Source organism: Asticcacaulis solisilvae, from assembly GCF_017875235.1.
GTDB lineage: Bacteria > Pseudomonadota > Alphaproteobacteria > Caulobacterales > Caulobacteraceae > Asticcacaulis > Asticcacaulis solisilvae_A.
In genome coordinates this window covers 15,589-42,260 of sequence record NZ_JAGGMI010000022.1, presented here as the reverse complement: position 1 = coordinate 42,260, position 26,672 = coordinate 15,589, and the positions used below count along the sequence as shown (strand labels likewise).

The window sequence follows — 26,672 nt, the reverse complement described above, 5'->3', positions numbered from 1 at the left end:
GAGGCGCTTTTGTCGTATGCAAAGGCTTTCATGAACCTGCGTAATATTGCCATTATCGCTCACGTTGACCACGGTAAGACGACCCTGGTTGACGCCCTCCTGGCCCAGTCGGGCGTCTTCCGCGCGAACGAAGCGACGGTCGAGCGCGCCATGGACTCGAACGACCAGGAACGCGAGCGCGGCATCACCATCCTCGCCAAGTGCACCAGCGTTCTGTGGAACGGCAAGGCCGGCGAAACCCGCATCAACATCATCGACACCCCGGGTCACGCCGACTTCGGCGGCGAAGTCGAACGTATCCTGGGCATGGTGGACGGCTGCGTCATCCTGATCGACGCCGAAGAAGGCGTCATGCCGCAAACCAAGTTCGTGCTGGGCAAGGCGCTCAAGCTGGGCCTGCGTCCGATCCTGTGCATCAACAAGGTCGACCGCCCGCACGCTGATCCGGACCGCGTCCACAACGAAGCCTTCGACCTGTTCGCCGCCATGGGCGCGTCGGACGAGCAACTGGACTTCCCGCACATCTATGCGTCGGGCAAGAACGGCTGGGCGACCATGGACCTGAACACGCCGTCGGAAACCCTGGCGCCGCTGTTCGACCTGATCGTCGACCACGTGCCGGCCCCGGCCGTGCAGAAGAATATCGACCAGCCCTTCCAGATGCTGAGCGTCCTGATCGAATCCGACCCGTTCCTGGGCCGCATCCTGACCGGCCGCATCCAGTCGGGCAAGGCCGTCCCGGGCCTGGCCATCAAGGCGCTGGACCGCAACGGCAACGAAATCGAACGCGGCCGCATCACTAAGGTCCTGGCCTTCCGTGGCTTGAAGCGCCAGCCGCTGGACGAAGGTTCGGAAGCCGGTGACATCGTCGCCATCGCGGGCCTGTCAAAGGCGACCGTCGCCGACACCCTGTGCGACATGTCGCTCACCGACGCCCTGCCGGCGCAACCGATCGATCCGCCGACCATCTCCATGACCGTGTCGGTCAATGACTCACCCCTGGCCGGCCGCGAAGGCGACAAGGTCCAGTCGCGTGTCATCGCCGCGCGTCTGCTCAAGGAAGCCGAATCGAACGTCGCCATCCGCGTCACGGAAACGGAAGAAAAGGACGCCTACGAAGTCGCCGGCCGCGGCGAACTGCAACTGGGCGTTCTGATCGAAAACATGCGCCGTGAAGGCTTCGAAGTCGCCATTTCGCGTCCGCGCGTCGTCTTCAAGCAGGATCCGGAAACCGGTGAGCGCCTCGAGCCGATCGAAGACGTCGTCATCGACGTCGATGACGAATATACCGGCGTGGTGATTGAGAAGCTGTCGGCGCGCAAGGCTGAACTGAAGGACATGGCGCCGTCGGGTGCGGGCAAGACCCGCATCACGCTGAAGAGCCCGTCGCGTTCGCTGATCGGTTACCAGGGCGAATTCCTGACCGACACGCGCGGTTCGGGCGTGCTGAACCGCGTCTTCTCGCACTACGAAGGCTATAAGGGCCTGATTGACCAGAACCGCAAGGGCGTGCTGATCTCGAACTCGGACGGTGAAACGGCGGCTTACGCGCTGTGGAACCTGGAAGAGCGCGGCACCATGTTCGTCGGCGCCGGCGAAAAGACCTATATGGGCATGATCATCGGCGAGAACTCGCGTTCGGACGACCTGGACGTCAACCCGATGAAGGCCAAGCAGCTGACCAACGTTCGCGCTTCGGGCAAGGACGAAGCGGTCCGGCTGACGCCGCCGCGCCGTCCGACGCTGGAACAGGCCATTGCCTACATCGAAGACGATGAACTGGTCGAAGTCACGCCGAAGTCGATCCGCCTGCGCAAGAAGGAACTCAATCCTTCGTTCCGCAAGAAGCGCGTCAAGGAAGAGGCGTAGTCCGATCATGGGGGAAAATGCTTTTCCCCCATGTGCTCCCTTTTGAAGATTGAGCGGCCCTGCTTTCATGCGGGGCCGTTTTTGTTTGCGCGGGAGCCCCCTCTCCCCGCTTGCGGGGAGAGGGCTGGGGTGAGGGGCAACTTGCGAAGTTCTAAAAGCAGCCGGCAGTTACAGGTTATGAAGTTTCCTGTTCGACACGCGCATTCCAATGCAGATGGAAATAAGCCCCTCACCCTAACCCTCTCCCCGTAAACGGGGAGAGGGGACTAAAAAGCGAGTCGACGTCTGATTGTGTCGGATACGCGCATCTACACTGCTGACAAAGCTGGGTGCGCCCGTGCATGATGGTCCGGCAGACACGCGAAGGAGCCTTCATGACCCAGCCCGACTACGGTTCAATCCTCATCCGCGGTGCGCGCGAGAACAATCTGAAGAACGTCTCGGTCGATATCCCGAAGCGACGCATCACCGTCTTCACCGGCGTGTCGGGATCGGGCAAGTCGTCTCTGGTCTTCGGCACCATCGCCGCCGAAAGCCAGAGGCTGATCAACGAAACCTATCCGGCCTTCGTCCAGCAGTTCATGCCGCATTACGGCCAGCCCGACGCCGATCTGCTGGAAAACATCTCAGCCGCCATCATCGTTGACCAGCAACGCCTGGGCGGCAATTCGCGCTCGACCGTCGCCACCGTCACCGACGCCGCCCAGATGCTGCGCGTCCTGTTCGCGCGCCTGGCCGAACCACGGCTGCCGGCGCCGGGCTATTATTCCTCCAACGATCCGCGCGGCATGTGCGGGGAATGCGAAGGCATCGGCCAGGTGGCCGCCATGGACATGACGGCGGTTGTCGATGAGACAAAGTCGCTGAACGAAGGCGCCCTGCTGCCCAAGGACTATTCGCGCGATACCTGGTACTGGGAAATCTACAACAATTCCGGCCTGTTCGACATGGACAAGCCGGTCAAGGACTATAGCGACGAAGAGCGGCACAACCTCCTGCACCTCGACGACGGTCGCAAGATCAAGGTCGGCAAGATCGGACTGACCTATGAGGGCGTCGTCACCAAACTGAAGAAGGGCTTGGGTTCCAAGGATCCGGAAACGCTGCAGCCGCATGTCCTGCGCGAATACGAGAAGATATTTACCCGCGCCACCTGCCCGGCGTGCCAGGGCGCCCGCCTGAAGGCCGAGGTGCTGGCCAGCCATGTTTTGGATAAGAATATCGCCGAGTTGTCGGCCATGCAGGTCAGCGACCTGGCTGACTGGGTCCGCGCCATGGACGCGCCGCAGGTCGGGCCGATGCTTCAGGCCCTGTCGGCGCGGCTGGACAATCTGGTGACGATCGGGCTCGGCTATCTCAGCCTCGACCGCGAAAGCTCCAGCCTGTCGGGCGGTGAAAGCCAGAGAGTCAAGATGGTGCGGCACCTGGGTTCTTCGCTGACCGACATGACCTACGTCTTCGATGAGCCGTCGGTCGGCCTGCACCCCCACGACGTCGGGCGGCTGGCCGGGCTGATGCAGCAGTTGCGCGACAAGGGCAATACGGTGCTGATCGTCGAGCACAAGCCCGACATGATCGCCATCGCCGACCACGTCGTCGACATGGGGCCGTTCGCCGGCAGCCGGGGGGGCGAGATCGTCTATGAAGGCGACTATGCCGGGCTGCTGACGTCGGGGACCCTGACCGGCAACCACATGACAAAGCACCAGCCGATCAAGGACAAGGTGCGAAAGCCGGACGGCGTGCTGAAGATCGAAAACGCCAGCCTGAACAATCTCAAGAACGTCTCGGTGTCGATCCCCAAGGGCGTGCTGACGGTGGTGTCGGGCGTGGCGGGGTCGGGCAAGTCGTCGCTGATCCAGGGCTGCCTGCCCAAGGCCTATCCCGACACGATCATTATCGACCAGAACCTGGCGCGCGGGTCGCGGCGATCGAACACCGCCACCTATACCGGTATCCTTGACGCGGTGCGCAAGGCGTTTGCTAAGGCGAATGGCGTCGATGCCGCGCTGTTTTCGGCTAACTCCAAGGGCGCCTGTCCGGACTGCAACGGGCTGGGGGTGACCTATACCGACCTGGCGCACCTCGACCCGGTGGCGGCGACCTGCGAGACCTGCCATGGCAAGCGTTTCCTGCCCGACGTCCTGATGCATCACCTGCGCGGCAAATCGATCAGCGACGTCTATGAGATGAGCGTTTCGGACGCCGTGGTGTTCTTTACTGAACCGGCGATAGCGCGGATTTTGAAAGGCCTCGATGATGTCGGCCTGGGTTACCTGACGCTCGGCCAGCCGTTATCGACACTGTCGGGCGGGGAGCGCCAGCGGCTGAAGCTCGCGGCCGAATTGGGGAAAGAGGGCAATATCTACGTGCTGGATGAGCCGACGACGGGTTTGCATATGAACGACGTCGACACGCTGATCGGGCTGTTCGACCGGCTGGTCGACGCGGGCTCTTCAGTGATCGTGATCGAGCACAATCTCGATGTGATTTCGCGTGCCGACTGGGTGATCGACCTGGGGCCGGGCGCGGGGCATGACGGCGGTGAGGTTCAGTATGAAGGCGTGCCGTCGGGGTTGATGGCGTGCGAGGCGTCGCTGACGGGACGGTATCTCAAGCAGAGGTGATATCTTCCCTCTCCCCGCTTGCGGGGAGAGGGTAGGCGCAGGGCGGCGAGCCTGAGGGGCAAGCTGTCAGAGTGTGAGGCGCGGGAATTGTTAGCGAGCAAGAACTTGGCTATTCGTCATTGCCTTGGTAGCCAGCTTCAACAAGCCCCTCACCCTAACCCTCTCCCCGCAAGCGGGGAGAGGGGATTGAAGTTTGATACGCCTTCGGTGTCACGCCATAATGGCTCTTGAAGCTCTGGGTGAAGCTTGAAAGAGTCGCGAATCCGACATCGAAATAGATATCCGAGGCCTTGCGGCGTTCGACCTTGAGCAGATGCGCGGCGTAGTCAAGGCGGCGACGATGCAGCCATTGTCCGGGGCTCATATCATAAACCGCCTGGAAGCGGCGTTTGAAGGTCGACAGGCTCATATGACACAGAAACGCCAGTTCCTCCTGGCTGAGGCCGTTCTGCCAATGCGCATCCATTACGCAGCGCAGGCGCGCATCGGGCGCCGGAGCCACGGGTGCATTGAACAGGTCGAAGGCGGCCGGGCCATTGGCTTCAAGGATCAATAGCAGCAGTTCTTCAAGTTTAACTGTGCGCATGGCCGGTGAGAAGTCTGCCGGATTGACCGGCCCATCCGCCAGGACATCGCGCAGCGCTGACAGCTGCGGGCTGATGGTAAAGCGCGCAAAATCGTCGCGGACCCGCGCTGTCCCTGCCGGAACATTATAGCGCTTACGGAAGGCCGTCAGCTCATCGTCGCCAAAAAAAGCCAGCAGGCTGCGATAGGGCTTGCCGGCCACGGCGATGTCGGTCGACAGGCACTGTCCACGCCGGAACAATAGTCCGCCGCCGGCCGGCAGTTCCAGGCTATGGCTGCCCTGTTGCAGGCGCTTGCGGCCGCAAATGACCAGCGACACGGCATTGGCGGTAAAGCTGATCATCGATCGTACCGGCGCGTCCGCGGCCTGATGACGGTAAAAACGAACCGAGCAGGCGGGCGTTTCCGGCCGCAGGATGTCGGGCAGGGTGATGACCTTTATCTGCGGGACATCGGACGAGTCCACTTGATCCTCCGGCGACAGTTTTTGGCAGGTCGGCGACAGTGCGTTTCCACGCAACCGGTTAAGGTTCACCGCGCCTGCAATTTCATGGAAGTGTATAAGGACCCCGCCCCGTGATCAACCGAACTCTGTTACTGATGGGGCTGGCCAGCCTGGCGGCACCCGTCGCCTTGCCGGCCGCGTCCCAGACGTTGCGCCCGCAGATGGACCTGGAAACCGCTCGCAAAATGCAGGACGGCTGCCTGGCATTTGCCAAAGAGCGCAAGCTTAAGGTCGCCGTGGCTGTCTACGACTATGCCGGCCGACTGATTACCTTTGCCTATATGGACGGTACGCCGACAGCTGTCGCCGAAGTGGCGCACTGGAAGGCCAGATCGGCGGCCACGGTCCAGATTTCCAGCGAGGAAACCGGCAAGTGGAACCTGCCGGGTGTTCCTGGCATCGCCACGGTCGGCGGGGCCGTGCCGCTGTTCGACGCATCGTGGAACGCGTTGGGCGGCATCGGCGTGTCGGGCGCTTCGGTCGAAGACGACATCGCCTGCGCCAAGGCGGGCATTGCGGCATCCGGAGTGACGCAACCGAAATAAAGCGCATCCCAAAAAGTGTGCAACGGTTTTTGGATAAGATGCGCGACAAACAAAGACTTGGCCTGTCTCCCAAGAATGGCCGCTTACGGCCCCGTGCGTCACGCCGGGGCCGCTTTTTATCGGCCAAAGCGTTCGATGACCTCGCCGATCGCCATGTGGCCCTTGCACGCACCGCTGCCGGCGATATCCTCGCCGTTCTCGACGGCCTGCGCGTAGACCGCGGCCGGATCGGCTTCGATCGTGCGGCGAACCGCATCAAGTTTGGGCCAGCGCGTGCGGTCGGCGACTTCGTGGAAATCCAGCCAGCGCGCCACGCCGATCAGCATGCCGTCAGCCAGGGACGAGCGGTCGCCGCACAGGAAGGGTGAGGGATCGATCATTTCCTCAAGCTTATCGTGGCGTTCGATGACGGCACGACGGCCGTAGACCCGCAGGGCATCCTGCATCGTCGGGTTTGGCGGCTCCATTTCCAGCGCGGTCCACAGCGGACTGAAGGCGCCGGTAAAGCCGGTATTGATATAGGCCATATGCTGGTGCATCAGATCGGCCTGCCGGGATTTGGGATCGAAGCTGATGCGGCGTTCTTCGTCGCGGGCCTCGAACCAGCGGGCAATCGCCATGGTTTCCGTCAGTATGTCGCCGGCATCTGTGATCAGGACAGGCGTTTCGACGCGCGGATTGATGCGTTTGTAAGCCGGTTTACGCATCTCGCCCAGCATATCGACGCGGCACAGGCGGTACGGCTTGCCCAGCCATTCCAGCACCGCCACAAGTCCCATCGAACTTCCCGCCGGGAAGCCATATATAAGGATCGGTTCCATTACCAAAGTCTCCGTGATGTTTGATGTCACGCTGCGCAGCAATGTGGATTTTAGGACTCCGGCTCCCCAAGTAAATTACGCACTTTTTGGTAACCTCAGGACTGTCCGATGAAAGACCTGGTCTCCCGCTGCCCGATCGAGGAAGTCATGCAGGTGTTGAGCGGCCGCTGGCCGGCCTTGCTGGTCTACTATCTCAAGGACGGCACCAAGCGTTTCAGCGACCTCAGGCGCGACAATCCGACGATTTCGCACAAGATGCTGACGATGGAACTGCGCAAGCTGGAGAATGCCGGTATTGTCCAGCGCGCCGAGTTCGCCGGCTATCCGCTCAGGGTGGAATATGACCTGACGCCGGCGGGCCTGAAACTTGTCCCGCTGATGGACGCGCTCGGTGACTGGTGGGAGGCGCTTCAGGAGGAGGTCGAGCCTGAAGCGGTTTAGGTCCGCGTATATTGCTTGTTAAATCAAAGCCCGTTACGGTGCCATGATAACGATTACAATTCGGGGAGACGCGCCGTGAAATCCATCCTGCTTGCCGCCGCCATGCTGGCAATGCCCTTGGCCGCGACCGCCGCGACGCCTGTGCAAACCCATGGCGCGCTCGCTATCAAAGGCAACCGCGTCATCGACGCGTCCGGCAAGCCGATCGCCCTGGCCGGCGTCAGCTACTTCTGGTCCAATAGCGGCTGGGGGCAGGATCGCTTCTATAATGCCGGCAGCGTCGCGACCTTCGCGAAAGACTGGAATGTATCGCTGGTCCGGGCGGCCATGGGGATCGACGGCAAGGGCGGCTATGCGGTCGAGCCCGACGCCAATCGTGCCCGCGTCGAAACCCTGGTTGATGCCGCCATCGCCAATGGCGTCTATGTCATTATCGACTGGCACTCGCACCGCGCCGAAAAGGACCCGGCCGCGGCTGTCGCCTTTTTTACCGCCATGGCGCAGAAATACGGCAATACGCCGAACGTCATCTATGAGATCTATAATGAGCCGCTGCGCGACATCAGTTGGTCGACAGGTGTAAAACCCTATTCGCAGACGGTGATCGATGCCATCCGCGCGGTCGATCCCGACAATCTGATCATTGTCGGCTCGCCCACCTGGTCGCAGGATGCCGATATCGCCGCTGCCGATCCGGTCAAGGGCACAAACATCACCTATACCATCCACTTCTACGCCGGCACGCATAAGGACGCTTTGCGCGCCAAGACGAAGGCGGCGCTCGACAAAGGTGCGTCGGTCTTCGTGTCGGAGTGGGGTTCGGTCAATGCCGACGGCAATGGCGCGGCTGATGTCGAGGAAACCGCCAAATGGCAGGCCTTCATGCGCAAACATTGCCTGAGCCAGGCCAACTGGGCTGTCAGTGACAAGAAAGAAGGCGCGTCGCTGTTCAAGCCGGGCGCATCGTCGACCGGGCCCTGGAGCGACGCCGATCTGACGGATTCGGGCAAGCTGGTGCGCGATGTGCTGAAAGGCTGGAAGGTAAGCTGTCAGTAGCCGGCCGGTTTTCGGTTACCGCGGGCCTTATCCGTACACGGAATAGTGAGCCGGTAAATTCCCCAAAAGCAACGCAAACGATTGCGCCTTTATGTGTCCCGTGACACTCTCAACAGTTCGGGAGTAAACACACAAAGAGTAAGCGTAATGGAATTGCTTATCTTGGCCGCCTTGCCGGTCATAGCTGTCGCCGGCGTTGGACTGTCCTGCGAAATCCGCAAGTTGCGGCGAAAATAGTCCGTCTCACGATCCAGCTTCTGCCAGACTGATCTCACCGCTTTGGCGGACGCGAGCGATGCGCGGCAGGACGGATTTGATCGAGAGGGCGTGCATCTCGGCGGTCGCACTGGCGCACAGGTCTTCGAGCACGACCAGTTCGTAGTTGCGCTCCCAGGCGTCGCGCGCCGTCGACTCTACGCCGAAATTGGTGGCGATGCCGCCCAGGACGATGGTGCGGATGCTGCGGCGGCGCAAGAGCAGGTCGAGATACGTGCCATAGAAGGCGCCCCAGTTGCGCTTGCGGATGACGATATCGGTCTCATGCGGCAGACCCGGGGCGAATTCGGCATAGCCTGGCGGCAGGCCGCCTTCCGGCCGCGGTGTCGGCTCATCGACCGGCTGTTTCAGGGCGTCGGCATAGTCCGGCGCAAAATCGACATGGACCAGGAAGACCGGGGCACCGGCGGCGCGGAAGCGTTCGGCCACCGTCTTTGCGGCAGCCACGACATCGGCGCCGGAACGCGGCTCACGCGGCGCATTGACGATGCCGTTTTGCAGGTCGATCAGGACAAGGGCGGTGGTGGCTGGGGAGAGGGTAAGGGGCATGAGGGGTGCCTTGAGTTTAAGCTCTTCTCCCCGCTTACGGGGAGAAGGTGGTCCGCAGGACCGGATGAGGGGCAGAAACTGTTTCCGCGCTTGCTATTCTTCCGATTGCCCCTCAGGCTCGCCGCCCTGCGCCTACCCTCTCCCCGGCCTCGGCGGCAGCCAAAGCAGGGAGAGGGGACTTTTATCGCCCCTCTCTAACGCCTTACTTGATCACCGCGCAGGCGAGGCGCGGGCCTGCATTGCCGACCGGCTGAGACGTATAGTCGTCCGGATTGCCGTGGATCACCACCGAGGCGCCGTCGTCGTCGAGCAGCTTGGCGCCGGAGCCCTTGACGGTCACCAGAGTCGAATAGATCTCGGCCGTTGCCGTGCCATCGGCCTGGACGAAGATGTTCGGCAGATCGCCGAAGTCCGTGGCGTCGGCGCGCAGCAGGCCGTGGATCACCGTGCCTTCACCGTGGACGTGGGAGCCGGCCGAAGCGAACTTTTCATCGGTGCAGGCGCCCTTTTCATGGAAATGGATGGCATGCCAGCCGGGCGTCAGCCCCTTGGCCTCGACGCGCAGCAGCACGCCCTTGGGGGCGTCGGTGACCACCACCTTGCCCAGGTCCGCGCCGGTCGGCCCCTTCAGGGCGCCGGTATAGGTGGCGGGCGTTTGGGCCATAACGGGTGTGGCGATGGCGGCGATAAGGGCGGCGGCGGCGATTAGGCGCATACGGGAACTCCTAGAGGGGCGGGATCGGGTGATGTGTTTTGCGCGAGTCGTTCGCAAGAATTCAAGACGAACATGGCGCGGGCATGGCCTTTCACGCGAATGTGAGCGTCAAAAAATCAAGCCTGGCAAAGCCTTTGCGTATTAATTCTAAAAATCAGAAATTTGGCGCGAAGCTTTCCGGATTGGCGCGATGCCATTCGCGCCTCAGCCGCGGCTCGACCGCACCGCTGACCAGCGCGCCGGCCTCCAGGTGGGTATAGGTGACGCCGCCGCGCACCACTTCGCCGGTTGAGGCGCGGACTTGCAGGTGCCAGGGCTTGAGCTGCGACGGGTGGCTGAGCCCGGCCGCGCCCAGCATTTCGGCCAGGCCTGGAGGGTATTGCGGTGATAGGAACGGACGCGTCTGGACTTATCCGACACGACCAGTGCATTGGCGCGGCCCTTGTCCTGGGTCGCCACACCGGACGGGGAGTGATTGGTGTGGTAGGCGCGGGCCTGAACGCAGCAGAACCCGCTGGAACACGAAGAAACGCGAGATCACGACGCTGCTCCCAAAACGCGTCAAAATACAAGTCTGTCAAGTTACGCGCCATATGCGACGGTTTTGTTCAACCGTATAAAATCGTTGCCAGTGTTGCGCCCAGCGCATAGGCTCGGCGTCATGAAACGACCTTGTGGCGGAGTGAGCATGGTAGACCGGCGGTATGTAGTGGGCGCATTGGCGGCCTTGTTCGGCAGCGTTGCGGCCGAGGCCCTGGCGGCGCCCAAGAAGAAAAAGAAGGCGGCCGCGAGCAAGAAGAAGTCCTCTTCCAAGTCGAAGAAGAGCAGCAAGAAGTCGACCAAAGGCAAGAAGGCCGCGCCGAAAAAGGTCGAGGCGCCCAAGCCCCCTCCGCCGCCGCCCGTGCCCGCTGTCACCGCGCCGGAAGTCGCCGCCCAGCTCAACAATGCCTACGACCTGATCCTGCGCGAATGGTTCACCGCCTCGCCGGTGCAGGCGACCTCGGCCGGCCTCGACAAAGGCCAGTTCGCGGTGGCCAAGACGAAGCTCGACGATCGTTCCGAGGCGTCGAAGGCATCGAACCTGGCGCGTCTGCGCCGCGCCGTCCAGACGCTGAGGGCCATTGATCGCAATGACCTGTCGGCCGCCGACCGGCTGAACTATGATTCCGTCCTGTGGGACAATGAGAACCAGCTCGCCCTCGCCCAGGGCTTTGCCTATGGCGACTACGGCGTCTTTGCCGGCGGGTTCGCCGCGCCCTATGTCGTCAGCCAGCTGACTGGCGCCTATCAGTTCGTGCCCGATTTCCTGGCGACCCAGCACGAGATCGCCAATAAGGCCGACGCCGAATCCTACCTGATGCGCCTGAGCGATTTCGCCCGCGCCGTCGATCAGGAAAACGAGCGCATCCGCGCCGATGCCGGCCGTGGCGTCATCCCACCCGACTTCGTCCTCAAGAAGGCGATGCAGCAACTGATCGCGCTGCGCGACACCGATCCGGCCTATAGCCCGGTCGTCACCGCGCTCGATTCGAAGACCCAGGCGCTGGGCATCGCCGGCACGTGGCGCGATGACGCCTCGGCCCGCCTGACCGGCCCGGTCCGTGAAGCCCTGACGCGCCAGATCGACATCCTTTCGGGGCTGGCCGGTCAGGCGAAGCACGACGCCGGCGTGCGCAACCAGCCGAACGGCGAGGCCTATTACGCCCAGTGCGTAAAGCTTTCGACGAGCACCGACGACAGCGCCAAGGAGGTCCACGCCATTGGCCTGGACCAGGTGGCGCGCCTGAGCGCCGAACTCGACAGCCGCCTGCGCGCCCTGGGGATGACGCAAGGCACACCGGGCGAGCGCATGCACGCCATGTATACCGACCCGAAATACCTCTATCCCAATACCGACGACGGCAAGGCCAAGCTGCTCAACGACCTGAACGGCCTGGTGCACAAGGTCGAGGCGCGCCTGCCGAGCTATTTCGGCGTGCTGCCGAAGTCGAAAGTGTCGATCCGCCGCGTACCGGTGGCGACCGAGGCGGGGGCGCCGGGCGGCTACTACATGCCGGGATCGATCGACGGCTCGCGGGCGGGCGCCTATTACATCAACCTGCGCGACACGGGCAATAACCCCAGCTGGACCCTGCCGACGCTCACCTGCCACGAGGCCATTCCCGGCCACCACATGCAACTGACCATCCAGAACGAGGCGCAAGGCATTCCGACCCTGCGCAAGCTCCTAGCCTTCAACGCAAATGTCGAAGGCTGGGCGCTCTATTCGGAGCAACTGGCGTCGGAGATGGGAATCTACAACGACGATGCGCCGGGCCGTATCGGCTACCTGCACGACGCGCTGTTCCGCGCGGTGCGCCTGGTCGTCGATACCGGCATGCACAATCTCGGCTGGAGCCGTGAACAGGCGATCACCTATATGCGCGACGCCATGGGCGACAGCGAAAGCGCCGTCACGGCCGAGATCGAGCGCTATGTCGTCTGGCCGGGCCAGGCCCTGGGCTACATGATGGGCAAGATCACCTGGCTGCGTCTGCGTGACGCGCAAAAGCGCAAGCAGGGCGGAGCATTCGACATCAAGGCCTTCCACGACACGGGCATGCTGGCCGGGTCGGTGCCGCTGTCGGTGCTGGAGCAGTTGTATAAGGATAAGGGGCTGATCTGATCTTTCCTTCTCCCTGCTTGCGGGGAGAAGGTGGTCCGTAGGACCGGATGAGGGGCAGAAACTATTTCCGCGCGTGCCGCTCTTTCCGTTTGCCCCTCACCCTAACCCTCTCCCCGCAAGCGGGGAGAGGGGACCATGACATTTTCGTAACTTGACAGGTTGGTTGCGCTGGCAACCACTGGTCCCCTGTTCATAGAGGGGCCAGACATGCTCGACCGTCGCCAACTGCTGATTTCCGCCGTCGCCGTTGCCGGTACGGCATCATTGCCCGCCGCCGCCGCTCCGACATCGCAAAGCGATCCGGCGGCCGCCAAGGCGCTTAATGAAGCGTTCGATGCGATTTTCAAGGAACGCATCGCCAACGCACCGGAAAGCGCCACTTCGCTTGGCCTCGACAAGGGCGAACTGGCAGGGCTCAAATCGAAGTTGACGCCTGCCACCGAAGCCGAGGACCTGGCTTCGCTGGCGCGCCTCGACAAGAGTATCAAGACGCTGAAGGCCATTCCGCGCGCCAAGCTGGAGGGCATGGACCGGATCAATTACGACACTATCCTGTGGCGCGCTGAACTGTCGAAGGACGGCGCCGACCGCTTCCGTTTCGGATCGTGGGGCGGTGCCAATCCTTATGTCCTCAGCCAGCTGAACGGCGCATACCGTTCGACGCCGGACTTCCTGGCCAACCAGCACACGATCGAGACCAAGGCCGATGCGGACGCGTTTCTCGCCCGCATGGACGCCTTTGCCGAAGTGATTGGCCAGCAGACCGAGCGCTTCAGGGCCGATGTCGCCAATGGCGTCCTGGCGCCCGACTTTGCACTCGACAAGGCGCTGGTCCAGATGGAATCGCTCCGCGCCATCAAGGGCGCCGACAGCCCGATGACCCAGGCGCTGGTCAAGAAGACGGCGGCCAAGGGTATTGCCGGCGACTGGGCGGCGGAAGCAGCCAGACGCGTTGAAGGCTCAATCGCCGCGGCGCTCGACGCCCAGATCGCCGCGGTGAAAGCCGCGCGCGGCAAGGCGGTGCACGATGCAGGGGTGTGGCGGCTGAAGGACGGCGATGCCTATTACGCCTTCGCGGCCAAGGTCGGTACCACGACCAATATGACGCCCGATGAGATTCACAAGGTCGGCCTCGACCTCGTCAAGGAGATCAGCGCCGAGGCCGACGTCAGGCTGAAGGCCCTGGGCTACTCGACCGGCACGGTGGGGGAACGCATGCGCGCCCTGTCCGAGGACCCGAAGTATGTCTATGCCAATACCGATGAGGCCAAGGAAAAGCTGATCGCCGACCTGAACGTTCAGATCCAGGCGATTCAGGCCAAGCTGCCGCAATGGTTCGGCATCCTGCCCAAGGCCGCGTGCGAGGTCCGGCGGGTGCCCAAGGAGATCGAGGCCGGCGCGCCGGGTGGCTACTACCAGGGGCCGAACCTCGACGGCACCCGGCCGGGCGCCTATTACATCAACCTGCGCGACACGGCGGAATGGCCGTCGTGGTCGCTGCCGACACTGACCTATCACGAAGCCATTCCGGGCCACCACCTGCAGATCGCCTTGCAGATCGAAGCGCAAGGCCTGCCGATGCTGCGCAAGACCGGCGGCTTCTCGGCCTATTCGGAAGGCTGGGCGCTGTATTCGGAACTGCTGGCCGGCGAGATGGGCATGTACGACAATGACCCGCAGGGCTATGTCGGCTACCTGCAATCGTCGCTGTTCCGGGCGATCCGGCTGGTCGTCGATACCGGCATGCACGCCAAGCACTGGAGCCGCGAGCAGGCGGTTAAGTATTTCGTCGAGACCAATGGCGACCAGGAGTCTTCGGCGATCACTGAGATCGAGCGCTATTGCGTGTGGCCCGGCCAGGCGCTGAGCTACATGGTCGGCAAGCTGCAATGGATGAAGCTGCGCGAGGCCATGAAGGCCAGGCAAGGCGCGAAATTCGACATCCGCGCCTTCCACGACACCGGGCTGCAGGCGGGCGGCGTGCCGCTGGCGGTGCTTGAGCAGGTGTATAAGGACAAGGGACTGATCTGATTTATGGCCGCGCCCGGATTCCGCGAAGGCGGCTGTGTCTGTGGCGGCTTGCGCTTCAAGGCGTGGGGCGAGCCGTTGCGCGTGACGATCTGTCATTGCCTGTGGTGCCAGCGCCGCACGGGTACGGCCTTTGGAACCGAGGTGGTTTATCCCGAAGAGCGGGTCGAGTTGCTCGGCGAAACCCTGGTCCGCTACAGGCACATGTCGGACGAGTCCGGCCGCTGGCTCGACGTCGAATTCTGCGGCCGGTGTGGCGGCAATCTCGGCTTTAGGCTCGAGGCGGCGCCGGGCATTCGGACGCTGCCGGCGGGCACATTCGACGATGCCACATGGCTGTCGCCGGCGGGACAGACATTCCGCCAGGTCTTTGTCCGCTCGCGCCGGGATTGGGCCGACGCCTCTCCGCTGGTCGAAATGCACGAACGGCATTTCCGGAATTAGAGCGATATGGCGAAAAGTGCCAAGAAGCGTCTTTGGGGTTTTCGCCTTAAATATCGCGACAAAACAAAAGCTTAGATCGGTATGATGTTTCCACTTAAAATCATACCGATCTAGCCTTGGGGTGCTCAGTCCTGCGCGTACTGCTCCAGCAGCCGCCGCAGCCGCTCGCCCTCCGGCTTGAGCATGCGGATATAGCGAACCGCATGAATGGCCGCCGACAGCAAAAGCGCGCCGCCGAAGAGCAGCGACCCTTGAACGACGTGCCGCCATTCCATCTTTCCCACCGCATGGAGCTGGCCGACCGACAGGGCCAGCACGCCGGCAAAGACCAGTAGCGCCACGCCCATCATGCGCGTGCGTGCCCGCGCCGTCCGGTTCTCGTCGATCAGCGCCCTGAGCGCGTCCGGCATGGAGGTGGTGGCTTCCGGGTAGGCGCGCACGTGCCGCTTCTGCTGCGCCTGGGCAATGAGGAACGCCAGCCACGATATCACCAGCAAGGCAAGGATACCCCATTCCTGCGTAATATCGGCGATCTTCCCCCACATAACGGCATAGGCGATCGCGCCGGTCCAGACGATCAGGGCCAGGCCGATCAGGCCCATGCCGGTCGAAAACGCGCCGCGGCGCTGCGTCAGAGTTTTCAAGGTTGCCTCCAATATATAGGTTTCAGCGACGGTGGCGCGGTCATTGGCTTCCGATCGCCATAGCTTTTCCAAGGTTTCAAAATCCATCGGACGTCTCCCCAATGATGGCCATCAGTCGCGCCCGCGCGCGGGTCAGGCGGGCACCGATATTGCTTTCGCTTAAGGCGTGCAGGGCGGACATGTCGGCATAGGATACGCCGTCGAGCGCCAGGAGCATCAGTGAGCGATCGACCGGCGGCAGTTCGCGGATCGCGGCGTAAAGCGTTTCCAGCCGAGGATCCTCACCGGATTCGGGCGGCAGGTTCATGAGATCGTCGCGAAACCTGGCGAACTTAAGCCAGCGCAGGCCTTCGCGGCGCCTCCAGGTCAGGGCACGATTGTGCGCCACGCGATAGATGAAGGTGGCGGGGGAGGCGTCGCCACGAAAGGCCGGACGCGCCTTCCAAACGGCGATCAGCAATTCCTGCATCAGGTCATGGCGGTCGGCCGGTGCGGCGAAGGCGCGGCTGATCCGGGTCAGCCGGCCGACATGCGGCGCGATCCAGTCGGCGAAGTCGTCGTCTGCCGCCACCATCGGGTCAGGGCGCGACCTGTGCGGCCGCCGCTTCGCGTTTCAGGCGCAGGGCTTCGCGGTTGTTGCTCTCGAACGCGCCGTTCGACATGCCGATAACGATGCCGATAAGGCCGACTGCCAGCGCCGCGGCCAGCACCGGCCCAAAATGTTCGCGCTTCAGAAACAGACCCAGCATGACAAATCTCCTTGTGTTGTGTCGGGAGATTAGACGCCCACGGGCTGGCGATCCTTACAGGGAGTTACACAAAAAGATCGAGCACCAGGACCGACGCCAGCCCGACAATCCCGACCAGCCCTTCCATGAGCGTCCAGGTCCTGAGCGTATCCTTGATCGACAGCCCGAAATATTCCTTGAACATCCAGAAGCCCGAATCGTTGACGTGGCTGAACATCAGTGAACCCGCGCCTATGGCCAGGACCATCAGGTTCGGATCGACGCCCGATGTCGCGACTAGAGATGTAACCAGGCCCGCCGCGGTCAGGCCCGCCACGGTCGCCGATCCCAGCGAGACGCGGATGATGCCCGCGATCAGCCAGCCCAGCACCAGCGGCGGCACCGGAACGGCCTGCAGCAATGTGCCCATCTGGGCGCTGACGCCGCTGTCGACGAAGACCTGCTTGAGGGCGCCCGCGCCGGCGATGATCAGCAGGATCGGCGCGATTTCCCGCAGCGCCCCGCCCGAGCTTTCCATGAGCTTACGGAAACCCGTGCCGCGCGCCGTCCCCAGGCTGATGCTGGCGACGACGAGCGCGATCAGGAGGACCAGGATCGGATGGCTGACGAAGTTGACCAGCGCCTTGTGTTCCGCGGGCACGGTTCCGGAGAAGTTGAGCGCCGTGGCGCCCGCCAGCAGCACCACCGGCAAGAGCGCGGTGGCGAAGGCATTGAACGCACTCGGCAGTTCGTCGTCGGCCTTGGGCGGCGCCAGGAAGAGGTCGGGCGGATTGGCGGTGACGCCCTTGACCGTCATGGCGAAGACGGGACCGGCGATCAGAAGCGTCGGCACGCCGACGATCAGGCCATAGATCAGGGTCACGCCCATGTCGGCGCCGAACATCGGCACGATGGCGGTGGGCGAGGGGTGCGGCGGCAGGAAGCCGTGCGCGATCGACAGGCCGGCCATCAACGGTACGGCCAGCCAGACCAGCGACTTGCCTGACTGGCGCATCAGCGAAAAGATCAGCGGCACCATCAGCACGAAGCCGACATTGTAAAAGAGCGGAATGCCGACGATGAAGCCCGTCAGCGCGAGGGCCAGGCTCATGCGCGAAGCGCCAAACAGCCGGATCAGGACGGCGGCGATCTTTTGCGCCGCGCCGGAATCGGCGATCAGCCGGCCGAATATGGCCCCCAGCGCCAGCAGGATGGCCAGCGAGCCCAGCATGTCGCCTATGCCCTTTTCGACCGACTTGGGGATGGCGTCGAGCGGCATGCCCAGCATGAGGGCGGCGGCAATGGCGGCGATGACGAAGGCCAGCAGGGGCTGGACCTTGCCCCAGGCGATCATGACCACGAGGCCAAGAACGGAAATGGCGACGGCGGTCAACGCCCAGGTCGGGTCGGCGGCGGAAAGCGCCTGCATGATTCAGTCCTCCCTCATGCGGGTCTTTTATACCGCCCGCCATTTTTGCGGATCGCGCATTTTAAGCGAAATGCGCGTATCGGACCGGAGCCTATGCGAGAACCATGACTTGCGCAACGTCCGTCATGTGACCGCTCACACTCCCGGAAGAATAATATGGTGCACGGTCCGTTCACTCTTTTGCACCCTTGACATATTCGCCAATTGATTTTAGCTGGAGACGTTAAGTGAAGTGCATTCCAGTAGCTTTTCGTAAAATCAATCTCATAACATTGTAGCAAAAAAACTAGAATTGGTCAGCCCTACTGTGGGGACCGGTCCATTTGTTTTGTCCTAATTCCTAGTCTTCATCATTGGGCGCGTCGAGAATGACGGCCCGAGAGCGTTTAATTGCGTCGACATCACAGCTTTTACTTACGGATAGCATAGCCGTTGCTGTGGCTTGCGGCGCCTTATTGCGTGCAATCCTCCTCAACAACGTTTCCCTTAACAGGAGAGAAACATCATGGCTGTTTACAACGGCACGAGCGCCAACAATTTCTATGGCGGCACCACCGGCAACGACACCATCCACGGCAACGATGGCAATGACACCCTGTACGGCGCCGACGGCACCGACTCCATCACCGGCGGCAATGGCAACGACTTCCTCAATGGCGGCGGCACGGGCAACGACACGCTCGATGGCGGCGCCGGCAATGACACCATTTCGGGCGCCAGCGGCAACAACCTGATCCTGGCCGGCGGCGGCAATGACACCGTCATCCTGTATCAGGGCGCGGCCACCGTCTCGGGCGGTAATGGCGACGACCTGTATGTCATCCAGGGCGCATCCGCCAACATCGAAGACTTCCAGGGTCACGATACCGTCGACGCCTCGGGCGCGACCGGCAACACTTTCCTCGACCTGTCTCTGGCCTCGGCCTCGACCGTCCAGGGCAAGACGGTCATCTTCAACCCGGGCGGCACGACCTATTCGCCGCTCGACGTCCAGTTCCTGCAGGACCTGAGCGGTTCCTTCAGCGACGACATCGCCAATGTCCGCACCCTGGTCCCGCAGATCGTCGATGCCCTGCAGGCCGTGCAAGGCAATATCGGCTTTGGCCTCTCGTCCTTCCGCGACAAGGCTGTGTCGCCCTTCGGTTCGGCCGGCGACTATGTCTACAATCTCGATCTCGCCATTACCAACAGCGAAGCGGCCCTGGCCGCGGCCTATAACGCCGCGACCGCGGCCAATGGCGGCGACGAACCCGAATCCCAGCTCGAAGCCCTGATGCACCTGGCCCTGACGCCGGGCGAGGTCGGTTTCCGCGCCGGCACCGCGCGCTTTGTCGTCCTGTTCTCGGACGCGCCATTCCACGTGGCGGGTGACGGTGCGTCGGGCGGCATCTCGACGCCGAACGACGGCGACGCGGTGCTCGAAAACGAAGACTATCCGGCTATCGCCCAGCTGAAGGCGGCGCTGGAAGCCGCCAACATCATACCGATCTTCGCCGTGACCTCGGCGGTGACCGCCAGCTACCAGAACCTGGTCGCGCAGCTTGGCCGCGGCACCACGGTAGAGCTTTCCTCGGACAGCTCGAACATCGTGGCGGCCATCACGGCCGGCATCACCACGGTGACCTCGACCGTCATCGAAGACGCCATCGGCGGCGTCGGCAACGACACCCTGATCGGTAATGCGGCCCTGAACGACCTGGATGGCGGTGACGGCAATGACGTCCTGACCGGCGGCCTTGGCCACGACACCCTGACCGGCGGCAATGGCATCGACACGGTCAACTACAGCGCCGAAACGGCCGCCGTCTATGTCGAACTCGACCCTGCCTATGCGGGCTTCCAGTACGGCATCACCTATGGTGACAGCACCTACGATGAGCTCTACGGCATCGAAAACGCCAATGGCGGCGCGGGCAATGATACCCTGCGCGGCAATGCCGGCAGCAATGTGTTGAACGGCAATGCCGGTAACGACGGCATTTACGGCTTCGCTGGCAATGACACCGTCAATGGCGGGGCGGGCAATGACTTCCTCGACGGCGGCGATGGCAATGACTGGCTCGACTCGTCGGCCGGCAGCGACACGGCCGTCGGCGGCAACGGCAACGACACCTTCTCCATCCACGGCGCCGCAGTGGTGGTCGAAGACTTCCAGGGGCATGACAAGATCGACGCCAGCCTGGCGACCGGCAACTCCTATATCGACCTGACGGGCGCGAACACCTCGATCGTCCAGGGCCAGAACGTTACGCTCAACCCTGGCGGCACGACCTATTCGCCGCTGGATGTCCAGTTCCTGCAGGACCTGACCGGCTCCTTCGGCGACGACATCGCCAATGTCCGCACCCTGGTCCCGCAGATCGTCGATGCCCTGCAGGGCGTCCAGCCGAACGTCGGCTTCGGTCTGTCGACCTTCCGCGACAAGGCCGTGTCGCCCTTCGGCTCGACCGGCGACTATGTCTACAACCTCGACCTCGGCATCACCACCAGCGAAGCGGCCCTGGCTTCGGCCTATAATGCGGCAACGGCGGGGGGCGGCAACGACACGCCGGAAGCCCAGCTGGAAGCCCTGATGCACCTGGCGCTGACGCCGGGCGATGTCGGCTTCCGGGTCGGCACGGCGCGTTTCGTTGTCCTTTTCACGGATGCGGCCTTCCACGTCGCCGGTGACGGCGCCGCCGGCGGCATCACCACGCCGAACGACGGTGACGCGGTCCTCGAACTCGAAGACTATCCGGAAATCGCCCAACTGAAAGCCGCCCTCGAAGCCGCCAACATCATCCCGATCTTCGCGGCGACGGCGGGCGTCGAGCCGAGCTATCAGAGCCTGGTGACGGCGCTGGGGCGCGGCACGACCGTGACCCTGAATTCGGACAGCTCGAACATCGTGGCGGCCATCACGGCCGGCATCACTACGGTGACCTCGACCGTCATCGAAGACGCGACCGGCGGCGTCGGCAACGACACTATCAACGGCAACGATGTCGCGAACCTGCTTATCGGCGGCGCGGGCAGCGACAGCCTGATTGGCGGCTCCGGTAACGATACGCTGGATGGCGGTGTCGGCAATGACCGCATGCTGGGCGGCAAGGACAACGACACCTATTACGTCGACAATGTCGGCGATCGCGCGATCGAAAACGCCGGCGAAGGCAATGACACCGTCTTCTCGTCGGTCGATTTCGCCCTCGGCAACGACGTCGAAGTCCTGACCCTGACCGGCACTGCCGCCATCTCGGGCACGGGCAACAGCGGCAACAACCTGATCACCGGCAACAGCGGCGCCAATACGCTGCTGGGCGGCAATGGCGCCGACACGATCGATGGCGGCGCCGGCGCCGACTCGATCGACGGTGGCGCGCACAACGACTACCTGGCCGGCGGCGAGCGCTGGGATACCATCGTCGGCGGTGACGGCAACGACACCATCGACGGCGGCATCAACAACGACCAGATGTACGGTGGCCTCGGCAATGACACCTATTATGTCGACGACATCGGTGACCGCGTGAATGAAGGGGCTTCGGCGGGCATCGATACCGTCATCTCCTCGATCAACTTCTCGCTGGTGGTCGACACCGAGAACCTCTACCTGATCGGCGCGGCCACGACCGGCACGGGCAACAGCCTGAGCAACGGCATCTTCGGCAACGGCAACAACAACACGCTGAGCGGCGCCAACGGCAACGACACCATCTACGGCGGTGCGGGTCTCGACTCGATCAGCGCCGGCGAAGGTGCCGACTTCGTCTTTGGTGAAGACGGCAACGACTCGATCACGGGTGACGCCGGCGCCGACAGCATTGAAGGCGGCGCGGGCAATGACACCATCCTGGGTGGCGAGCGCTGGGATACCATCGTCGGCGGCGCCGGTGACGACAGCATCAACGGCGGTACCGAAAACGACCAGATGTACGGTGGTCTTGGCAACGACACCTTCGTTGTCGACAATGCCGGTGACCGCACCTACGAAAATGTGGGTGAGGGGACCGACACGACCTATTCGTCGATCGACTGGTCGCTGATGGCCAATGTCGAAAACCTGATCCTGACCGGTTCCGCCGTGTCAGGCACCGGCAACGGTCTCAATAACACCATGACCGGCACCGGCGGCAACAACCGCCTGACCGGCGGCGGCGGCAATGACACCCTGACCGGTGGTTCGGGCGCGGACGACTTCGTCTTTGGCGCCGCCGCCAGCACGGGCCGCGACACCATCATTGACTTCGTGCACAACGTCGATGATCTGGTTTTCAAAGGCTCGGACTACGGCTTCGCGGCGGGCCATGTGCTGACGGCGGCGCAGTTCACCGCGGGCGCTTCGGCGGTCGGCACCTCGGCCCAGTTCATCTGGGATGCGGCCACGGGCAATCTCTACTGGGATTCCGACGGTACGGGCGCGACTGCGCGTATCCACTTCGCCATCCTCAACACGACGGCGGGCCTGACGGTGTCGGACTTCGAGTTCACAGCCTAAGATCGCGCTCCACGCATAAGGAAAGGGCTCCGGCAACGGAGCCCTCAGGCTACTGACAAACCCCCTATCTTTTTTGAGAAGGGCCAATTGCCACAATTTGATTCCGATATGTTCACCGCTTGATTCCGAGACGTTCCGTGAATCAGGTGGCAATATACCGCATGAAAATTGTCCACAGACTTTGTCAGCAGCCTGAGGGCTCCGGCAACGGAGCCCTTTCTGTTTCGGGAAGGATGTTCCAAATTATTTATGAGAACATATTGCGAACTTGGAACAAATGGAGTACATGTCATTTCCAACGACAAAAGCGAACGCGCTGCCCTTGCTCAAGGGAATCGTGACATAGGAAGGTTTGGATATGTCTCAAGCAATGTTGAAACTCGTGGCAAAAAACGACTCTGAAAAGCAACGCGCGCTCGAAGCCGCGCTGGCGCAAATCGACCGGGCCTTCGGTAAGGGCTCGGTGATGAAACTCGGTTCGAACGGCAGTGTCGACCAGATCGAATCGGTATCGACCGGTTCGCTGGGTCTTGACATGGCGCTCGGCATCGGTGGCCTGCCGAAGGGCCGCGTCATTGAAATCTACGGTCCGGAATCGTCGGGTAAGACGACCCTGGCCCTGCACACTGTCGCCGAAATTCAAAAGGCCGGCGGCACGGCTGCCTTCGTCGATGCCGAGCACGCGCTCGACCCGGTCTATGCCCAAAAGCTGGGCGTCAATCTCGATGACCTGCTGGTCTCGCAGCCCGACAATGGCGAACAGGCGCTGGAAATTACCGACACCCTGGTCCGTTCGGGCGCCGTCGACATCGTCGTCGTCGACTCAGTCGCGGCGCTTACGCCACGCGCTGAAATCGAAGGCGACATGGGCGACAGCCTGCCGGGCCTGCAAGCCCGCCTGATGTCGCAGGCCCTGCGCAAGCTGACCGGCTCGATCTCCAAGTCGAAGTGCATCGTCGTCTTCATCAACCAGATCCGCATGAAGATCGGCGTCATGTACGGTTCGCCGGAAACAACGACGGGCGGCAACGCGCTGAAGTTCTACGCTTCGGTCCGTCTCGACATCCGCCGCACCGGTTCGATCAAGGTGCGTGACGAAGTCATCGGGAACAATGTCAAGGTCAAGGTCGTCAAGAACAAGATCGCCCCGCCTTTCCGCGAAGTCGAGTTCGACATCCTGTACGGCCATGGCATCTCCAAGATCGGTGAAATCATCGACCTGGGTGTCAAGGCGGGCCTCGTCGAGAAGTCGGGCTCCTGGTACTCGTTCAACTCGACCCGTATCGGTCAGGGCCGCGACAATGCGCGCGACTTCCTGAAGGCCAATCCGGATATGTGCGCCGAGATCGAAAAGGGCATCCGCAACAAGTCCAAGGCGCTGTCTGAGGAATTGCTGGGCACGCCGGAGCCCGACGCTAACGAAGGCGACGAGTCGCTCTGATATCATAATGCTATTCGGCCGGGACGGGCGGTACCCACACCAAACCTCCGTCCGGACTGACCGAAGAAGGCGCTTCCTGGAAACAGGAAGCGCCTTTTTTGTCATACGTCATTGAACGGCCTTTGCGCTTGCGAACACATAGCTATATAGGCTTCACAAATTTCCCTGTTGCCGGAGCGGTTTTTATCCCATGCCGTCGTTGAACCAGATACGTCAGACCTTCCTTGATTACTTCGCCAAGCACGATCATGAGGTTGTCGCGTCCTCGGCGCTCGTGCCGCAGAACGATCCGACCCTGATGTTCACCAACGCGGGCATGGTGCAGTTCAAGAACGTCTTCACCGGCGCCGAGACGCGGCCCTACAAGCGCGCCACCACCTCGCAGAAGGTCGTACGCGCCGGCGGCAAGCACAACGACCTGGACAATGTCGGCTATACGGCGCGTCACCACACATTCTTTGAAATGCTGGGTAACTTCTCGTTCGGCGACTATTTCAAGGAACAGGCGATCGAACACGCCTGGACCCTGATTACCAAGGACTATGGTCTGAATCCGGACCGCCTGCTGACCACCGTCTATATCGATGACGATGAAGCCTTCGACCTGTGGAAGAAGATCGCCGGCCTGCCGGAATCAAGGATCATCCGCATCGCCGGCAGCGATAACTTCTGGTCTATGGGCGATACCGGCCCGTGTGGTCCGTGCACCGAAATCTTCTATGACCACGGTGAGCACATCTGGGGCGGCCCTCCGGGCTCGCCGGAAGAAGACGGCGACCGCTTCGTCGAAATCTGGAACCTGGTCTTCATGCAGTTCGACCAGCAGCCGGACGGTACGCGCGTCCTGCTGCCCAAGCCGTCGATTGATACCGGCATGGGCCTGGAACGCGTCGCCGCCGTGCTTCAGGGCGTCCACAACAATTACGATGTCGACCTGTTCAAAGTGCTGATTGGCGCCTCGGTCGAAGCGACGGGCGTGAAGGCCGAAGGCGACAGCCTGCCGTCGCACCGCGTCATTGCCGACCATCTGCGTTCGACCTCCTTCCTGATCGCCGATGGCGTCACGCCGTCGAACGAAGGCCGGGGGTATGTCCTGCGTCGCATCATGCGCCGCGCCATGCGCCACGCCTATCTGCTGGGCGCTCAGGAGCCATTGCTGCACCGCCTGGCGCCGACGCTTGTGCGTGAAATGGGCGATCACTATGGTGAGCTCAAGCGCGCCGAGGCGACCATCGTCGAGACCCTGCGCCAGGAAGAGGAGCGCTTCCGCCGTACGCTCGGCCGCGGCATGACCCTGTTGGATGAGGCGACGCGCGACCTGAAGGAAGGCGACATGCTGGCGGGTGAAACCGCCTTCAAGCTCTACGACACCTATGGCTTCCCGCTCGATCTGACCCAGGATGCCGTGCGCGCCAAGGGCCTGACCGTCAATGTCGCCGGCTTCGAAGCCGCCATGGAAGAACAGAAGGCGCGCGGCCGGGAAAACTGGGCCGGTTCGGGCGAAAAAGCGACCGCCGCCGAATGGTTCGCCATCAAGGACAAGGTCGGCGCTTCGACCTTTACCGGCTATGACGATCTGAGCATCGAAGGTAAGCTGCTGGCTCTGGTGCATGAAGGCGCGAGCGTTGACAGTGCGCTGGCCGGCGACACGGTCGAAGCCGTGTTTGACCGCACCTCCTTCTACGCCGAAGGCGGTGGCCAGGCCGGTGACACCGGCGAAGTCGTCTTCTCGGGTGGCAAGGGCCGCATCCTAGACACGCAAAAACAGGCCGGCGAACTCTATGTCCACCGCGTCGAACTGACTGAAGGCTCGGTCAAGGTCGGCGACACGGCGACGCTTACGGTCGACGCTGAAAAGCGTCGCACCACGCGTTCGAACCACTCGGCCGCGCACCTGGTGCACGCCGCGCTCAAGAATGTCCTTGGTCCGCACGTCGCGCAAAAGGGGCAATTGGTCGACGCCGAACGCATGCGCTTCGACTTCAGCCACGGCGGTCCCCTCACGGCCGATGAGCTCAAGCGTATCGAGACCGAGGTCAATGCGGTCATCCTGCAAAACGAAGCGGCCAAGACCGAGCTGATGGCGCCGCAACAGGCGATCGATGCCGGCGCCGTGGCGCTGTTCGGTGAAAAGTACGGCGACGAGGTCCGCGTCCTGACGCTGGGCCACGGCCTGGATGGTTCAGAAAGATACTCGGTCGAACTGTGCGGCGGCACGCACGTCGCGCGCACCGGCGACATCGCCCTGTTCAAGATCGTGTCGGAAACCGGCATCGCCGCCGGTGTCCGCCGCGTCGAGGCCCTGACCGGCGAAGCGGCGCGTCAGTACCTGCTGGATGAGGCCAATGTCGCCGAATCGCTGGCCGCCCAGTTCAAGGTGCCGGTGGCGCAGGTCGAAGCCCGCGTCGAAGCCCTGGTCGCCGAGCGCAAGCGCCTCGAAAAGGAACTGGCCGAAGCCAAGCGCGCCTTGGCCGTCGGTGGAGGCGGTGCGGCCGCCGGGCCGGAAGACATCAACGGCGTCAGGGTCCTGGCCCGCGTGCTGGAAGGCGTCGGCGGCAAGGATCTCCGCCCGCTCGCCGAAGACTTCAAGAAGCAGGTCGGCAGCGGCATTGTCGCCCTGGTCGGCAAGCTCGACGGCAAGGCGGCGGTTACGGTCGCGGTGTCACCAGACCTGACGGCGCGCTTCAACGCCGCTGAACTGGCCAAGGCGGCGGTCATCGCCATGGGCGGTGCCGGCGCGGGCGGCAAGCCCGACTTCGCGCAGGGCGGCGCGCCGGACGACACCAAGGCCGATGAAGGCATCGCCGCGGTCAAGGCGCTGATCTAA

At 62.7% G+C, this 26,672-nt stretch carries 20 protein-coding genes; 11 read left to right on the top strand and 9 right to left on the bottom strand.

The features are described 5' to 3' along the window. Positions 1-30 precede the first annotated feature (30 nt). Both typA and J2X24_RS21745 read left to right on the top strand, forming a co-directional pair. Positions 31-1,869, top strand: coding sequence for a translational GTPase TypA (gene typA, locus J2X24_RS21750; protein ID WP_209726112.1), 1,839 nt, complete (start codon positions 31-33; stop codon positions 1,867-1,869). Positions 1,870-2,243: 374 nt separating this feature from the next. After that, positions 2,244-4,496: an ATP-binding cassette domain-containing protein gene (locus J2X24_RS21745; protein ID WP_209726110.1), complete on the top strand. Its 2,253-nt coding sequence runs from the start codon at positions 2,244-2,246 to the stop codon at positions 4,494-4,496. 154 nt (positions 4,497-4,650) lie between these two features. Here the strand turns inward: J2X24_RS21745 and J2X24_RS22890 are convergent, their stop codons facing one another. Beyond that, positions 4,651-5,547: a helix-turn-helix domain-containing protein gene (locus J2X24_RS22890; RefSeq protein ID WP_209726108.1), complete on the bottom strand. Its 897-nt coding sequence runs from the start codon at positions 5,545-5,547 to the stop codon at positions 4,651-4,653. A 110-nt stretch (positions 5,548-5,657) separates the two neighbouring features. On the opposite strand from J2X24_RS22890, the gene J2X24_RS21735 reads away from it, so the two are divergent. Continuing rightward, the gene (locus tag J2X24_RS21735) at positions 5,658-6,131 is read left to right on the top strand and encodes a GlcG/HbpS family heme-binding protein (RefSeq protein WP_209726105.1); all 474 of its coding nucleotides are present in this window, start codon (positions 5,658-5,660) and stop codon (positions 6,129-6,131) included. Positions 6,132-6,247: 116 nt separating this feature from the next. On the opposite strand, the gene J2X24_RS21730 is transcribed toward J2X24_RS21735, so the two are convergent. Further along, positions 6,248-6,952: a glutathione S-transferase family protein gene (locus tag J2X24_RS21730; protein WP_209726103.1), complete on the bottom strand. Its 705-nt coding sequence runs from the start codon at positions 6,950-6,952 to the stop codon at positions 6,248-6,250. Between the two features lie 108 nt (positions 6,953-7,060). On the opposite strand from J2X24_RS21730, the gene J2X24_RS21725 reads away from it, so the two are divergent. Then, positions 7,061-7,393, top strand: coding sequence for a winged helix-turn-helix transcriptional regulator (locus tag J2X24_RS21725; protein WP_209726101.1), 333 nt, complete (start codon positions 7,061-7,063; stop codon positions 7,391-7,393). A gap of 75 nt (positions 7,394-7,468) precedes the next feature. After that, positions 7,469-8,449 (top strand): glycoside hydrolase family 5 protein, encoded by a 981-nt coding sequence (locus tag J2X24_RS21720; RefSeq protein WP_310005334.1) that lies wholly within the window; start codon positions 7,469-7,471, stop codon positions 8,447-8,449. A gap of 243 nt (positions 8,450-8,692) precedes the next feature. On the opposite strand, the gene J2X24_RS21715 is transcribed toward J2X24_RS21720, so the two are convergent. The 3 genes from J2X24_RS21715 to J2X24_RS21705 all read right to left on the bottom strand — a co-directional run bounded on the left by J2X24_RS21715 (position 8,693) and on the right by J2X24_RS21705 (position 10,347). Continuing rightward, on the bottom strand, positions 8,693-9,274 hold the full coding sequence (locus tag J2X24_RS21715; protein WP_209726099.1) for a hydrolase: 582 nt from the start codon (positions 9,272-9,274) through the stop codon (positions 8,693-8,695). A 202-nt stretch (positions 9,275-9,476) separates the two neighbouring features. Next, the gene (locus J2X24_RS21710; RefSeq protein WP_209726097.1) at positions 9,477-9,989 is read right to left on the bottom strand and encodes a superoxide dismutase family protein; all 513 of its coding nucleotides are present in this window, start codon (positions 9,987-9,989) and stop codon (positions 9,477-9,479) included. A 154-nt stretch (positions 9,990-10,143) separates the two neighbouring features. Further along, a complete protein-coding gene (locus J2X24_RS21705; RefSeq protein ID WP_209726095.1) occupies positions 10,144-10,347 on the bottom strand; it encodes a hypothetical protein in 204 nt (67 codons plus the stop codon). Between the two features lie 330 nt (positions 10,348-10,677). On the opposite strand from J2X24_RS21705, the gene J2X24_RS21700 reads away from it, so the two are divergent. From J2X24_RS21700 to J2X24_RS21690, 3 genes are all read left to right on the top strand, one after another. After that, the gene (locus J2X24_RS21700; protein WP_209726094.1) at positions 10,678-12,654 is read left to right on the top strand and encodes a DUF885 domain-containing protein; all 1,977 of its coding nucleotides are present in this window, start codon (positions 10,678-10,680) and stop codon (positions 12,652-12,654) included. 207 nt (positions 12,655-12,861) lie between these two features. Next, positions 12,862-14,685, top strand: coding sequence for a DUF885 domain-containing protein (locus J2X24_RS21695; protein WP_209726092.1), 1,824 nt, complete (start codon positions 12,862-12,864; stop codon positions 14,683-14,685). A gap of 3 nt (positions 14,686-14,688) precedes the next feature. Further along, complete coding sequence (locus tag J2X24_RS21690; protein ID WP_209726090.1) at positions 14,689-15,126, top strand: GFA family protein; 438 nt, start codon at positions 14,689-14,691, stop codon at positions 15,124-15,126. 125 nt (positions 15,127-15,251) lie between these two features. Here J2X24_RS21690 and J2X24_RS21685 read toward each other — a convergent pair whose 3' ends face one another. The 4 genes from J2X24_RS21685 to J2X24_RS21670 all read right to left on the bottom strand — a co-directional run bounded on the left by J2X24_RS21685 (position 15,252) and on the right by J2X24_RS21670 (position 17,927). Further along, a complete protein-coding gene (locus J2X24_RS21685) occupies positions 15,252-15,857 on the bottom strand; it encodes a hypothetical protein (protein WP_209726088.1) in 606 nt (201 codons plus the stop codon). Further along, the gene (locus tag J2X24_RS21680) at positions 15,847-16,344 is read right to left on the bottom strand and encodes an RNA polymerase sigma factor (protein ID WP_209726086.1); all 498 of its coding nucleotides are present in this window, start codon (positions 16,342-16,344) and stop codon (positions 15,847-15,849) included. Before J2X24_RS21680 ends, J2X24_RS21685 begins: the two co-directional genes overlap by 11 nt. 4 nt (positions 16,345-16,348) lie before the next feature. Further along, positions 16,349-16,519, bottom strand: a complete 171-nt coding sequence (locus J2X24_RS21675; protein ID WP_209726085.1) for a hypothetical protein — start codon at positions 16,517-16,519, stop codon at positions 16,349-16,351. A 64-nt stretch (positions 16,520-16,583) separates the two neighbouring features. Continuing rightward, the gene (locus J2X24_RS21670; RefSeq protein ID WP_209726084.1) at positions 16,584-17,927 is read right to left on the bottom strand and encodes a GntT/GntP/DsdX family permease; all 1,344 of its coding nucleotides are present in this window, start codon (positions 17,925-17,927) and stop codon (positions 16,584-16,586) included. A 505-nt stretch (positions 17,928-18,432) separates the two neighbouring features. Between J2X24_RS21670 and J2X24_RS21665 the strand changes: the two genes are divergently transcribed. From J2X24_RS21665 to alaS, 3 genes are all read left to right on the top strand, one after another. Beyond that, positions 18,433-22,404, top strand: coding sequence for a hypothetical protein (locus J2X24_RS21665; RefSeq protein ID WP_209726083.1), 3,972 nt, complete (start codon positions 18,433-18,435; stop codon positions 22,402-22,404). Positions 22,405-22,762: 358 nt separating this feature from the next. Next, on the top strand, positions 22,763-23,845 hold the full coding sequence (recA, locus tag J2X24_RS21660) for a recombinase RecA (RefSeq protein ID WP_209726082.1): 1,083 nt from the start codon (positions 22,763-22,765) through the stop codon (positions 23,843-23,845). Positions 23,846-24,035: 190 nt separating this feature from the next. Beyond that, positions 24,036-26,672 (top strand): alanine--tRNA ligase, encoded by a 2,637-nt coding sequence (gene alaS / locus J2X24_RS21655; protein WP_209726081.1) that lies wholly within the window; start codon positions 24,036-24,038, stop codon positions 26,670-26,672.